This window comes from Kitasatospora sp. MAA19, assembly GCF_029894125.1.
Classification (GTDB): Bacteria; Actinomycetota; Actinomycetes; order Streptomycetales; family Streptomycetaceae; genus Kitasatospora.
The window spans coordinates 19,218-32,150 of the sequence record NZ_JARXYZ010000056.1; the positions used below are offsets into that span (position 1 = coordinate 19,218).

At 72.7% G+C, this 12,933-nt stretch carries 13 protein-coding genes and 1 riboswitch; of the genes, 5 read left to right on the top strand and 8 right to left on the bottom strand.

What is annotated here, in order from left to right; all coding sequences use genetic code 11:
* Nucleotides 1-386: 386 nt before the first annotated feature.
* From P3T27_RS39380 to P3T27_RS39390, 3 genes are all read right to left on the bottom strand, one after another.
* Nucleotides 387-1,274, bottom strand: coding sequence for a DUF1259 domain-containing protein (locus P3T27_RS39380; protein WP_280686165.1), 888 nt, complete (start codon nt 1,272-1,274; stop codon nt 387-389).
* 253 nt (nt 1,275-1,527) lie between these two features.
* Nucleotides 1,528-2,583 (bottom strand): type III polyketide synthase, encoded by a 1,056-nt coding sequence (locus P3T27_RS39385; protein ID WP_280686166.1) that lies wholly within the window; start codon nt 2,581-2,583, stop codon nt 1,528-1,530.
* Nucleotides 2,584-2,914: 331 nt separating this feature from the next.
* The gene (locus P3T27_RS39390; RefSeq protein ID WP_280686167.1) at nt 2,915-4,120 is read right to left on the bottom strand and encodes a cytochrome P450; all 1,206 of its coding nucleotides are present in this window, start codon (nt 4,118-4,120) and stop codon (nt 2,915-2,917) included.
* 367 nt (nt 4,121-4,487) lie between these two features.
* Between P3T27_RS39390 and P3T27_RS39395 the strand changes: the two genes are divergently transcribed.
* Entirely contained in the window at nt 4,488-5,663 is a 1,176-nt protein-coding gene (locus tag P3T27_RS39395) for a hypothetical protein (protein ID WP_280686168.1), read from the top strand.
* Here the strand turns inward: P3T27_RS39395 and P3T27_RS39400 are convergent.
* The 4 genes from P3T27_RS39400 to P3T27_RS39415 all read right to left on the bottom strand — a co-directional run bounded on the left by P3T27_RS39400 (nt 5,660) and on the right by P3T27_RS39415 (nt 8,585).
* The gene (locus P3T27_RS39400; RefSeq protein WP_280686169.1) at nt 5,660-6,106 is read right to left on the bottom strand and encodes a GNAT family N-acetyltransferase; all 447 of its coding nucleotides are present in this window, start codon (nt 6,104-6,106) and stop codon (nt 5,660-5,662) included. The two genes, P3T27_RS39395 and P3T27_RS39400, sit on opposite strands and share 4 nt — an antisense overlap.
* Before the next feature lie 36 nt (nt 6,107-6,142).
* Nucleotides 6,143-6,895, bottom strand: a complete 753-nt coding sequence (locus P3T27_RS39405; RefSeq protein WP_280686170.1) for a hypothetical protein — start codon at nt 6,893-6,895, stop codon at nt 6,143-6,145.
* A gap of 144 nt (nt 6,896-7,039) precedes the next feature.
* Entirely contained in the window at nt 7,040-7,780 is a 741-nt protein-coding gene (locus P3T27_RS39410; RefSeq protein WP_280686171.1) for a sensor domain-containing protein, read from the bottom strand.
* 232 nt (nt 7,781-8,012) lie between these two features.
* Nucleotides 8,013-8,585 (bottom strand): GNAT family protein, encoded by a 573-nt coding sequence (locus tag P3T27_RS39415; RefSeq protein ID WP_280686172.1) that lies wholly within the window; start codon nt 8,583-8,585, stop codon nt 8,013-8,015.
* A gap of 42 nt (nt 8,586-8,627) precedes the next feature.
* Between P3T27_RS39415 and P3T27_RS39420 the strand changes: the two genes are divergently transcribed.
* Nucleotides 8,628-9,500 (top strand): hypothetical protein, encoded by an 873-nt coding sequence (locus P3T27_RS39420; protein WP_280686173.1) that lies wholly within the window; start codon nt 8,628-8,630, stop codon nt 9,498-9,500.
* Between the two features lie 149 nt (nt 9,501-9,649).
* On the opposite strand, the gene P3T27_RS39425 is transcribed toward P3T27_RS39420, so the two are convergent.
* Complete coding sequence (locus tag P3T27_RS39425) at nt 9,650-10,483, bottom strand: M23 family metallopeptidase (protein ID WP_280686174.1); 834 nt, start codon at nt 10,481-10,483, stop codon at nt 9,650-9,652.
* Between the two features lie 12 nt (nt 10,484-10,495).
* Nucleotides 10,496-10,654, bottom strand: a riboswitch (cyclic di-AMP (ydaO/yuaA leader).
* 245 nt (nt 10,655-10,899) lie between these two features.
* On the opposite strand from P3T27_RS39425, the gene P3T27_RS39430 reads away from it, so the two are divergent.
* The 3 genes from P3T27_RS39430 to P3T27_RS39440 all read left to right on the top strand — a co-directional run bounded on the left by P3T27_RS39430 (nt 10,900) and on the right by P3T27_RS39440 (nt 12,761).
* The gene (locus tag P3T27_RS39430) at nt 10,900-11,190 is read left to right on the top strand and encodes a YiaA/YiaB family inner membrane protein (protein ID WP_280686175.1); all 291 of its coding nucleotides are present in this window, start codon (nt 10,900-10,902) and stop codon (nt 11,188-11,190) included.
* Nucleotides 11,191-11,319: 129 nt separating this feature from the next.
* A complete protein-coding gene (locus tag P3T27_RS39435) occupies nt 11,320-12,147 on the top strand; it encodes an alpha/beta fold hydrolase (RefSeq protein ID WP_280686176.1) in 828 nt (275 codons plus the stop codon).
* A gap of 44 nt (nt 12,148-12,191) precedes the next feature.
* Nucleotides 12,192-12,761 carry a TetR-like C-terminal domain-containing protein gene (locus tag P3T27_RS39440; RefSeq protein WP_280686177.1) on the top strand — a complete coding sequence of 190 codons (570 nt, stop codon included), beginning with the start codon at nt 12,192-12,194 and terminating at the stop codon, nt 12,759-12,761.
* Nucleotides 12,762-12,933: the final 172 nt, after the last annotated feature.

Below are 12,933 nucleotides of genomic sequence, written 5' to 3' on the forward strand. Positions count from 1 at the left end.
GGGCGGCTCCAAGCGCGGCACCGCCGACTCAAGGACCGGCTCGCGACGGCCTGAACGGCGGCCTGGACGATCGCCCGAGCAGCGGCCCGACCGGCGGCCCGACCGGCGGCCGCCGATAATCCGTTGCCCTCCGTCCGATCGGCTGCCTATCGTGGAGACACGATGGAAAGGAGGTGATCCTGAGTTGAGTACCAACGCAACTGCGCGCGCGTGCGCGTCTGACTCGCTCGGGCGCGCCTCCGTGGAGCTCACGGCCTAGTCGTAGCCCTGCGGACGGGAACGCGCAGAAGTTGTCGTGCCCCCGGGACACCCTCAACGCGAGGCCCCGGGGGTTCGGCATGTCCCCCGTGGTGTCGCCGGAGGATTCGTTCCGGCCGCCGGCCGGATCACACGGCGACCGGCACGGCGTTGGTGGCGGCGACCGCGGGACGGGCCGCCTTGGCCAGGTCCACGGCGTCGCCCACGGCCCAGACGTGGGTGAAGAAGAGGCGCGGTTCGTCCGTCAGACCGTGGTTGTGGAGTTCGACGAGTTCGATACCGCCCCGCCGCAGCGCCGCGAGCACGTCCTGGACCTCGGTGGCGATCATGGCGAGGTCTCCGCTGAGTGCGGCCCGCCCCCCGCCGAGCGGTTGGAAGTTGAAGGCCGAGGTCGCGCCCAGGCCGGCCGGCAGGACGTGCCCCTCGTCGATGACGGTCTCCCGGCGGGCGAAGAGACAGGTATAGACCTCGCCGCTGCCCGAGCCCTTGGTGCCCAGTGCGGCGTCGATGCCGGCGGTGTCCAGATCGAGGGTTTGTTGCGGCCGAAGCCCCTGCGGCGGCGGCGGCGTGCCGGTGCGGTCGAGCGCGCTCCGCAGCCCGCGGGCCAGTTGCACGGCGTCAGGGCCGTGGGCGCAGACATGGGTCCACCAGACGTTGGGCTCGTGCGACGGCAGGTGCTTGTGGATGGCGGTCTGGGCGATCCCGTGGGCCTGGAACGCGTCGGTCATCGCCGGAAGTTCGTCCTCGGTCATCACCAGATCGCCCATCATCAGCGTGCTGCCGTCGTCGTAGCGGGCGAAGGAGACGTGCGAGCCGAGCGCGAGCCCCGGGGTGACGGCAACACCGCGGCAGAGCACGCGCAGGTCGTGTCGCGGGAAGGGCGTGTGGTGGTAGGTCCCGCGGATGAGGTTGCCCGGCCGACCGAGGGCGCGCACGATGTCGCCCCAGTGTTCCTCGGTGGTGTGCACCGGCTTGACCGGCTCCATGGTGCCGAGCTCCATGGCGCCGTGCGCCATAGCGCCGGGATGACGGGCGGTGGCCCGCCCGGTAGCGGAATCCGCTCCCAGGCCGGCCAACACCGACATCAGCCCAGCCGCCGCCAGTAAGGGTCTCCGCGCTATGGCGGGCAAAGCGCGGTTCCCCTGGGTCCCGTCCTCGGTCTCCACAGGATCACCTCCAGAGCTCGATGCAACCACGGAAGCCCTGCCCTCTCCCGTCCGGATCGGCCGACCGGGGGAGGCCGCGGCACGGGGAGGCGGCGGCCCGGGGTCAGGATTCGGGGGACGTCCAGGTACCCAGGGACATCTCGGCGGTGATCCCCGGGCCGAACCCGGCCAGCAGCCCGTGGTGGCCGTCGAGAACGGACTGCTCGTCGAACATCCGGGCCAGGGCGTCGAGCACCACCGCACTGGCGATGTTGCCGTACTCGGTGAGGGTGGCCCGGCTGAAGCGGAACGCCACGGGCGGCACCTCCAGGAAGTGGCTCAGGTCGTCCAGGATGCGCGGACCGCCGGCGTGGACGATGTAGAAGTCCAGCTTGCCCACGTTCCACTGGTGTTGCTCCGCCAGCGCGCGCAGAGCCGGGCTGAGGGGCTCCATCGTCCCCGGCACCCGTTTGTCCAGCTGGAAGTGGAAGCCGGTGGAGCGGACCGCGTAGGAGATCCAATCCTCGGTGTTCGGGATGAGGTACGAGCTGTTGCGCTCCAACCGGATCCCGGTACCGCCCTCGCCCCGGACCACCGCGGCGGCGATCCCGTCGCCGAACAGGCCGTTGGACAGCAGCGACCCCACACCCAGGTCGGTGGGCTGGTAGCAGAGGGAGCAGAACTCGCAGGCCACGATCAGCACGTTGGCGTCGGGGTAGGCCAGGCAGAAGTCGTGGGCCCGGTTCACCGCCGCGCCGCCGGCCGCGCAGCCCAGTTGGGCGATCGGCAGCTGCCGGGTGTCCGACCGGAAGCCCAGCTTGTTGATCAGCCACGCCGTGAGCGACGGCATCATGAAGCCGGTGCACGACACGTACACGATCAAGTCGATCTGGGACGGCTCCACTTCGGCGTTTTCGAGGGCCTTGGACACCACGGCCGGAACGCGGGCCTTGGACTCCGCCTCGTAGACGGCACTGCGGGCGTCCAGCCCGGGGTGTTCCAGCACCGCCTCGATGGGCTGGATCAGATGTCGCTTCTGCACCCCGGTGTTCTTGATCAGACGTAATGCCAGGTCGATCTGCGGATGGTTGTGGTGAAGCATTCGAGCCAGGTCGAGGGTCTCCTCGTTGGTGATGACGTGCTCGGGTACGGCTATCGCCGGTTTGCACAGAACTGCCATGGGGGTTCCTCCTGACGGGCGGTGTTCCCAGGACGACCCGGAAGGGGCGGGGAATTCACCACTCGGCGGCAGCCGCTGCCGGCCGGACGCGCGGAGGTGGCGCGACGGGGGGGCACCGGATGGGACTCACCGGGGGATCAGACGGGCCGGCAGTTTGAGGATCGGATGCTCGCCGTGCGGGCAGTGGCACCGGCCACGAGCCGGTTTGAGCCACGCCAACTCAATCTACGGGAGGCGGGTCGATCGCGCACGTCGGCCCGCACACCCCGGGGTGTGCGGGCCGACCGGCATCTCGACCAGCAGCCTGGTCATCCGCTCGTGCGGAACACCGTCACCAGGTGACCGGCAGCGCGAGCGGATAGCGCCAGATCGACGTGGTGTTCCACTGCACTTCCTCGGCGGGCTTCGTCAGTGCGATCCCGGGGAAACGCTCCAGCAGCGTCCCGAGGGCGACTTCGAGCTCGGTGATGGCGAGCGGCGCGCCGAGGCAGTGGTGCGCACCCCAGCCGAAGGTCATGTGGGACGGGCTGGTCCGCGCCAGGTCCAGCTCGTCGGGCCGGTCGAACTTGTCGCCGTCCCGGTTGGCGGTCAGGTAGGAGACGTGCACGATGTCCCCCGCCGGGATCGTCACCCCGCTCAACTCCACGTCCTCAAGGGCCACCCGGGGGATGCCGACGCCCTTGCGGAAGGGGATGAAGCGGAGCATCTCCTGGATCACCTGAGGGAGGCTCTCGGGCTGCTCGCGCAGTACGGCCAGCACGTCGGGCCGCGTGAGGATGGTGTACGAGAGGTTGCCGAGCTGGTAGGTCGTGGTGTCCTGGCCGGTGATCAGGAGGACCATGGCCATCACGGTCAGTTCCTTCTCGTCGAGCACCTGGTCGCCGTCACGGGCCGTGGCCAGTGCGCTGATCAGGTCCTCGCCGGGGTTCCTGCGCCGCTCGGCCGTCAGCTGGGCGAAGTACGCCCGCAGGTCGGCCTTGGCCTGCACCGCGTCCGGCTTGTTGTCCAGACTGACGTCCATCATCGTCCGGGCGTGGGCGCGCAGCTGTGCGCGATCGGCCTCGGGGATCTCCAGGACCTCGCAGATCGTGATCAGCGGGAGCGGGTGGGCCAGGTGCTCCATGACGTCGGCCTGGGGCCCCTGGTCCCGCATGCGGTCCAGCAGCTCGTTCACCACGTGCTGGGTACGGTCCCTCATCCGCTCGATGCGGTCGGGCGTGAAGCCCTTGGACACCAGGCTGCGCAGGCGGCTGCTGGCAGGCGGGTCCATGACGTTGATCGCCTCGGCCTGGACGATCGGCTCGGGAGTCATGCGCGGGAAGTCCCGGCCGACGATGGCGTGGCGGCTGAAACGCCGGTCGGTGGTCACGGTGCGCACGTCGTCGTACCCCGTGACGAGCCAGGCCTCCCCCTCGCCGTAGGGGAGGCGGATGCGGCTGACCGGTGCTTCGTTCATGAGCTGCCGGAGCGTCGGGTCGAACTCGAGGGCCTCGGCGAAGTCGAATGGGCAGTTCCGTGCGCTGGAGCCGGTGGACATGTGGACCTCCGGGTCTGGGCTGTGCGGGCCGGATTGGCAGACGGACGAGGCAGCGGTACCCGATCGGTCGGCCGCGCATACCGGAGGCGGTCCTGGACCACCGGTAATTCATCCGTGCTGATCAGTGCCGGCGACAGGCGTGCGCCCATCGGCGCGGGGCCGGTCGGGTCGGCCGGTCGGGTCGGGGCAGGGCCGACCCGGAGGAGCGGCCCGCGGGCGGTCCGCGTTCTCCCGCCGCGTTCTCCGCCGGTTTCGTCGCCTTCCGCGTCGTACCCGGGCCCGCCCCGAGCCGTTCCCGTGGTGGGAGCGCGGCGCTAGAGTCGGCGCGGGTTCCGGAGCGGAGCGGTGCGGGCACAGGGGGTAGGCGATGGCGAAGGCGCGGCGGGGCGGCACGGCGGCGCAGCGGACGGCGCAGTGGGCTGCGGCCGGGGTGCTGGCCGGAACGGGGCTGCTCGGGCTGCTGCTGTTCTCGCTCGGCCAGGAGCAGGCCTGGCAGGCGCTCGGCGGCGGGCTGGTGGTGGCCGGGGCCGCGGCGGTGCTCGGCGGCGCGCTCGGCTTCCTGTTCGGGGTGCCCCGGGTGCGCGGTGGTGCCGAGGAGCCGCAGGGCTCGTACGCGCCGAACACCAACCTGGAGCAGGTGTCGGACTGGCTGACCAAGGTGCTGCTGGGCGTCGGGCTGACCCAGCTGGGCTCGCTCGGCGAGCGGCTGCACCAGCTCGGTACGGCGCTGGCGCCCGCGCTCGGCGGGGAGGGCTCCGCGGTGCCGTTCGCGGCGGCGCTGGTGCTGTACTTCCTGGTCTTCGGCTTCCTGGCCGGCTGGCTGGTGACCCGGCTCGCGCTGCCGCAGGTGCTGAACGACGCCGACCAGGCGCTGGACCTCTTCCTCGCCGGGCAGGACCGCGACCGGCGGGGCGACAAGGTGGGCGCCGACGACCTGCGGGTCCGGGCGATGCAGCACCTCGGGCTGCTCGGCGGCAGCGCGGAGCAGCCGGGCGCGCTGGCCGCGCAGCTGCCGCCCGCGTCCTCGGCGTCGTCCGGGCCGGACGGTGTGGTGGCCGAGGTCCGCTCGACCGCGCGCCGCTCGGCGCTGAACGCCGACCAGGTGCGGGCACTGTACGCGGACGGCTCCGAGGGCCGGCGGATCCAGGCGCTCGCGCTGATGCAGGGCGACCCGTCGCTGGCCGACCTGCCGAGCGTGCTGGACGCGATCGAGCGGCCGCGCTCCGGCTTCGAGCAGTACCACGCGCTGCTGGCCGCCCGGGGCCTGCTCTCCCGGCTGCCCGGCGCCGAGGCGCAGCGGCTGCGGGACGCGGTGGCCAGGCAGTTGATGCTGCCGGAGGGGATCCCGTACGGGTCGGACCGCAGCTGGCTGGCGGAGAAGATACTGTCCCGGCTGGAGGTGACGGCCTTCGTTCCGGTGCAGTCGACGGCGCCGGACCCTGCGGGGACGGCCACCGCGCAGACGCCCCCGGTGGCGGCTCCTTCGGCGGAGACGCCCCCGGTGGAGACGTCTTCGGCGGCGCCTCCGGTGGAGAACGGCTAGACGGTGAAGCGCAGTTCGGGCCGGTCCCAGGTGATCCGGCCCCGGGCGGGGGAGGTGCCGACGCGCTCGGCGCCCATCCGCAGGTAGAAGCGCTCGGCGGGCGGGTGGGAGACCACCTTGACGGCGGTGATGCCGGCCTCGCGGGCGCGCTCCAGCATGTGCGCGATCAGCTGCTGCCCGACGCCTCGCCCCTGGGCCGGGTCGGCGACGAACATCAGGTCGAGTTCGGCCGGTTCGCGGATCAGGGCGTAGAAGCCGAGCAGGTGGTCGGTGGCCGGGTCCGAGGCCAGGGACACCTCGTGCCGGGCGATGTACTCGGGGGTGACCCGGTAGCCGTCGATCATCGCCGCGTAGTCACCGCGGTAGGTGGCGGAGTCCTGGATCAGCTCGGTGAGCCGGTCGGCGTCGGCCGCTCGGGCGCGCCTGACAGTCGTTTCGATCACTCGTTCGAGTATAGGGGTGAAGTGACCCAGCAGCCATTACATTCCGAGGGTGTCCCGACGTCGGCGGTCGGCTGCCCGCAGGACCAGGACGCGGCGGGTGCGGCCGTCCTCGGGGCGGGGGAAGCGGCGGATCTCGCTGGCGACACAGTGCTCGCCGAGCGCGTACCGCAGTGGGTCGAGGTGGCAGCAGCGGCGGCCACGACCGTCGTGCAGCGGTTGGACGCGGACCTCGCCGTCCGGGGAGGTGACCCGGACCAGTTCCAGCAGGGCTTCCAACTGCCTCTCGGGGCCGAACACTTCGGGGTAGGCGAAGATCAGGTAGCCGCTCAGGGTGAGCGCGAAGGCGCCGTCCGCGAACGGCAGTCGGGGCAGCGCGGCGGCCACGTACTGCTGGGGGTGCGCGGCCGAGTCGGCGGCGAACAGGCGGCGGGCGCGGTCCCAGCTGCGCAGGTAGCGGTCCGACCGGCAGGGGCGCGGCGCCGGGTACAGGTGCGGGCGGGCGGCCAGTGCGGCGGCCATCGACGCCCGGGCGGCCAGCGCGTGGGCCGCGACCTCGGGCGCGGGGAGCGCGTACGCCGGGTCGGCGGCTATGACCCGGCAGCCGAGTTGACGCGCCTCGGCGGCCAGGCCGGCCGCGCCGCCCGGACAGTCCAGCAACGGCCCTGGCAGCGTGGCGAGTTGGGACCGGGTGAGGTCGAACAGGGCGCAGTACTCGTCCAGCGGACGGGAGGTGACCAGGATGTCCCGGCCCACGGCGCTCGGGTCGGCGGGGGTGTGTACGGCGGACACCCGGCCATCCGAACACGGGCCGGCCCCGCCCGCATCCGGAGTACGTCCGGGGCGCGGGCGGGGCCGATGGGGCCGGTGGGGCCTTCGGGTTCAGCGGGTTCAGCGGGTTCAGCGGGTTCAGCGGGTTCAGCGGGTTCAGCGGGTTCAGCGGCCGAGCAGGCCACGGGCGGCGGCCCGGTTCACGTTGGTCAGGCCCCGGACCAGCTGCGCGGTGAAGAGCACGAGCAGGATCCCGGTCAGTGAGAACGCGGCGATCTGCCAGGCCCCCTCGACGTAGTAGAGGTGCCGGACGTGGTCGCTGTCGTAGAAGTCGAAGAGCCGGTACCCGCGCCAGGTGGTGAAGGTCGGGAACACCCAGTGGTAGAGCGGATACAGCGCCATCGCCCAGCCGAGCACCAGGAACACCAGCGACAGAGCGAAGCTGAAGATCGCCCACGGGAGCATCACCACCTGGTACAGCACGGCCTTCCACCCGGCCGCGTCCGCCAGGCGCGCGGTGATCGCCCCCCAGGCGCCCTGGCGGACCTGGCGCACCGGCGCCGGGCCGGGCACGTCCAGCGCCAGCATGCCGCGGGCCCGGGCACGCTCCAGCCGGCCCATGCCGCGGGCGGCGGAGGTCAGGGCGGCCAGCACGGGCACGCCGAGGACGGTGACGAAGGTGCCGATCCCCACGCAGAACAGGGTGGTCGCGAGGGCGAAGCCGACGATCGCCACCGGCAGACCGGTGAGCGTGTAGCCGATCTCGCGGTAGTAGTGGGCGGAGAACGGCGCCCACCAGACGGCCGGCGGCTGCTCGGTCCGGTGGGCCCGGGTGGAGCGCTGGTCGTCGCCGTAACCGCCGAGGACGTCCCACTCGCGGTCCAGCGTGCTTCGGCTGCTGATCATGTCCCGGCCTCGGTCCCTCGTTCTCGGTGGCTGATGCTCCCAGTCTGGCCGGACGGCGAGCCGGGGAGGATCCGGAGGCCTGGCGGATCAGGGGTGGGGTTAACCCCCGGGCCGGTCTCGGGTCCGCCTCGGGCGGGGCGGGCGGTCTGCGCGGGTGGTCGGGGACGGTCGTCGGGGAGGGTGGTCGGGGAGGGCCGGGCAGGGAGAGCCGGGCGGCCGTCCCCGCGGGTCGTCAGCCGTCCGCGCCCGGCCACTCGTCGGCGAGCAGCGAGTACAGGTGGGAGTCGGACCAGACGCCGCCCTTGCACAGGTCGTGCCGGACCCGCCCCTCCCACTGGAACCCGAGCCGGGTGAGCACCTTGGCGGAGGCCGCGTTGTCCACGTCGACCCGGGCGGCCAGCCGGTGCAGCCCGAGGGGGCCGAAGGCGAGGTCGCAGAGCAGCCCGGCGATCTCGCCCGCGTAGCCGCGGCCCCAGACCTCGCGGTCCAGCACGTAGCCGAGGTGGGCGGAGCGGTACCCGCCGAGAGTGAGGGAAGCGTGGGCGATCGGCGCGGCGTCCGCCGGGTCCTCGGCGTCGGCGCGCCGGGTGACGGCGAGCCGGTAGGTGTCCCGCTCCGGCGCCATCGCCTCCTCCAGGTAGAGCTCGATCTGGTCGGCGCAGGTCTCGCGGTCGCGCGGATCGAAGGGGAGGTACCGGGTGACCTCCGGGTCACCGAACAGCGCGTACAGCGCGTCCACGTCACCGGGGGTGTGGTGGTACTCGCGGATGGCCAGGCGAGGGCCGGTGAGTCGGACGGGGACCATGGCAGCCGACCCTACCCCCGGCCAGCGGCTACCGTTCGAGCTATGAACGACGAAGACCTGCGACTCGCCCCGCGCACCAGGGCCGCCGACCTGCTCGCCTGGGCGGCGGCGCAGGACCGCGCCCCGGTGGCCGAGGCGCCGCTGCGCGCGGTGCTGGCCCTGCTGGAGCTGGGCGAGGGCAGGATGCACGACGGCTGGCCCGAACTGACCTCGACCGCGGTGGAACACCTGCTGTACGAGCGGCTCTACCTGTACGTCCAACCCGAGCCGGAGGCGGACCCGCTGGCGTACGGCGCCGCCGTGCGGCTGCTGGTCGACCACCAGCGGGCGGCCAAGCGCCTCAACGCCAAGCGCCAGGAACGGCTGCACGCCGAGGCCGAGTGGCAGGGCGAGGTCGCGGCCGGGCTGCTGCGCCGCGCCGACCTGGTGACCTGGCCCCGGCTGTACGCGCTGCTGCTGCACGCGCACGGGGTGGACGTCGCGGACGAGGCCGAGGTCCGGGCCTGGCTGGCCGGATTCCGGGAGCTGACGCAGGACGAGCGGCTGGCCGCGTTCGCCGCGCTGGGGCAGGCCGGCTGGTTGGACGAGGTGGACGAGCAGGGCTGGGGCCCGGCCCGGGTGCTGTCGGTCGGCATGGCCACCGATGGCGCGCGCCGGCTGCTGGAGCAGGGCCTGATGCGGCGCAGCTACCGCAACCTGGCCGAGCTGACCGCGTTGGGCCGGCCGATGCCGGACGAACTCGCCGGGGACTTCGGGGAGTTCGAGGACGCGGCGGCGGAGGCGGCGCTCGACCTGTACGGGGAGTGGACGGCGCCCGGGCTGCCGCGGCTGCTGGTGACGGAGTTCCCGGACCTCGCGCCGGAGCCGGGGCAGGAGGAGATCGACACGTATCTGGCGGGGCTGGCGCAGGAGTGACGTGTGCAGGAGTGACGTGTGCGGGCGCGGCGCGTCTGAGCCCGGCGCGTCCGGGCGTGATGTGACGGAGCCCCGGCCGCGCGGTGTGCGGCCGGGGCTTCGCGGGTGCGTCAGGGTTTCGCGGGTGCGTCAAGGGCTTCGCGGGTGCGTCAGGGGTTGAGGCCGCGCTGCTGGAGCCAGGTCTCCGGGTCGACCGGGGCGCCGCCGCCGGGGCGGACCTCCAGGTGCAGGTGCGGGCCGGTCACGTTGCCGGTCGCACCGACCTTGCCGATCTGCTGGCCGGAGCCGACCTTGCCGGAGCCCTTGATGATCGAGGAGAGGTGGCAGTACCAGATCTCGGTGCCGTCGGGCAGCGTCTCGACGATCCGGTAGCCGTACGAGCCGGACCAGCCGGCCGAGGTGATGGTGCCCTGGCCGACCGCGTAGACGGGGGTGCCGGTGTCGGCGGCGAAGTCCAGGCCGGTGTGCAGGTGGGCCCAGTAGCGGGCGCTCTGGCCGTAGTGGGCGGAGAGGTTGTAGTCGCGCACCGGCAGGGTGAGGGCGGCGGCCTTGGCCCGCTCGGCCTCGTCGGCGGCCCGCTTGGCCTCGGCCTCCTTGGCGGCGGCCTTGGCCTCCGCCTCCTTCGCGGCCTGCACGCGGGCGCCCTCCTCGGCGGCGGTGCGCTGGCTGTCGGCCTGCTGCTGGATGCGGGCGGCGAGCGCGAGGCCGGGGTCGGCGGAGAGCGCGACCGGGGTCTCGTCCGGGGCCTCGATGGCGGGGGCGGCAGCCGGGGTGGCGGAGGCGAAGCCGGTGGCGCCCAGGGTCGCGGCGACGGCAGTGACGCCGAGCAGCGGGGAGGCCCCACGGGTCTGACGCGGCATCCGGTGCCGGTTGGTCTCGACGTCCGGGCCGGAGTGCTCGGGGCTGTCCGGGCCGGGGTGGTCGAGGAGCTGGGTACCGGCTGCGGGGCCGGCCGGGTGTGCCGGGGTGTGCGTCGACGCCACGGAGGCGCGCTCCTTTCCTTCCTTCGCGCCTACCGGGTTAGCTGACGGGTTCGGAGCAGGAAGGTCTCCTACGGCCGGGCCGGAGCCCTGCCGATTCACCCCAAGGAACGTGGTTCCCCGGCTCCCTGACCTGCCCGGAGGCCGGCCGGCGGGATTAGGCGACGGCGCACGGTGCCGTCTGGGTACGGCGTTGACGACCGCGCTGCGTTATCAAACGTTAATCCTAGGAGGCCCTGATTCCAAGCCGTTCGCTCGGGCCGACCGGAGACGGGCGGGGCAATCTGGGACACGATGGGCGTTTTGCGCCCCTTGACCACCATTGACGCCACCTAACGTGATCGGACGTCAACGAACGACCCCCCACCTGAGTACTCCTACTCATGTGCGGCCCGGCCGCGCCGCCGCATTCTGGCGCCATGAACGCACCGATGCAGTCACGCACGACGGCCGCGTACCACCTCCAGGCCGTACTGTCCTTCGCGCTGTCCGGCAGCGCCCTCGCCGTCGGGATCGCCTACCTGCCGGTCGGCGGCTGGACCCGGGCCTTCCTCGGCATCGGCCTCCTCTACACCGTCACCTCCTCCTTCACGCTGGCCAAGGTGATCCGCGACCGGCAGGAGACGAACGAGATCGTCACCCGGGTGGACCAGGCCCGGCTGGAGAAGCTGCTCAGCGAACACGACCCGTTCAAGGTCGAGGGGGCCTGAGGGGCGGACTCCGAGGGTCGACACTCCGACTGCCTGCCGAGAGCTTGACGGCTAAGGCTATTAGCCTTAGCTTTATGGCTATCGGCAGAACGGCCGATGACCCGCACCGGCGGTCCCAGGAGGCCCACCATGAACGCCACCAGCGCCCCCAGCACCCAGTACCTCGATGTCCACGGCGGCCGGATCGCCTACGACGACACCCGACACGGCGAGGGCACCCCCGTCGTCCTGCTCCCCGGGATGCTCGACACCCGCGCCGCGTACCGGCACCTCCACCCCCTGCTGACCGCCGCCGGCCACCGGGTCGTCACCATGGACCTGCGCGGCTTCGGCGAATCCTCGATCGTCTGGGACGACTACTCCCCCGCCGCCATCGCCGCCGACGTCCTCGCCCTGCTCGACCACCTCGGCATCGAGCGCGCCGTCCTGGTCGGCAACTCCTACACCGGCGCGACGGTCGTCAAGGTCGCCGGGGACGCCCCCGCCCGCGTCGCCGGCATCACCCTGCTGGACGCCTTCATCGAGAACCCGCCGCCGAACGCCCTGATGCGCGGCGTCGTCCGTGCCATGGGCGCCGCACTCGTCCACTGGCCCGCCTTCTGGGGCCTGTACCACCGCAAGCTCGCCTTCCCCGGCGCCAAGCCCGCCGACTTCGACGCGTACGTCGACGGACTCGTCGCCGCGCTGCGCACCCCCGGCCGCAAGACCGCCACCCGCGGGCAGGTCGCCGGCGACTCCGCACCGGTCGGCTGGACCGAGGCCGTCCGCTGCCCGGCGCTCGTCGTCATGGGCAGCAAGGACCCCGACTTCCCCAAGCCGGAGGTCGTCGCCGACCGGCAGGCCTCGGCGCTGGGCGCCCGGAAGGTGATGATCGAGGGGTCCGGGCACTACCCGATGGCCGACAACCCGCAGGCCACGGCCGACGCCCTGCTGCCCTTCCTCGCCGAACTCGCCTGAGCCGACCCGGCCCCGCCGCCCCTTCCACCGGAGAGACCGCACCCATGCCCCGAGTAGGACTGACCCCCGACCAGGTCGTCGGCCACGCCCTCGCCCTCATCGACGAGCAGGGCCTCGACGCCCTCACCCTGGCCGCCGTCGCCGCCCGGGCCGGGGTCGCCACCCCGTCGCTGTACAAGCACGTCAGCGGCGGCCTCGCCGAACTGCGGCGGCTGATCGCCGTCCGGGTCACCGAGGAACTGGCCGACCGGCTCGCCGAGGCCGCCGTCGGCCGCAGCGGGGACGACGCCGTCGCCGCCGTCCTGCGCGCCTACCACGCGTACGCCACCGAGCACCCGCACCGCTACACCGCCCTCCCCCAGGCCCCGCAGCCCGACGACGACCTCACCCACGCGGCGGCCCGGCTGGTCGGGGTGATCATCGCCGTCCTGCGGGAGTACGGCCTCGACGGCGCGGAGGCGATCCACGCCGCCCGCACCGTCCGCTCCGTCGCCCACGGCTTCGCCTCCCTCTCCATCGGCGGCGGCTTCCAACTCGCCGAAGACCTGGCCACCACCCAGAACCGCCTCATCACCGTCCTCACCACCGGCCTCCGCACCTGGCCCACCCCCTGACCCCACCGACTTCCCCGGCCAGCGCAACAGACCGAGAAGTCGGACTCGCCGACTTCTCGCGCAAGGCAAGCGCGAAGCGGGGAGTGTCATGAATCAGGTGGACACCCTGATCAAGGGAGACACTGATGAGCTCGCTGACGGATCACCAGATCGGGTCGGCTTCTGACGGTTC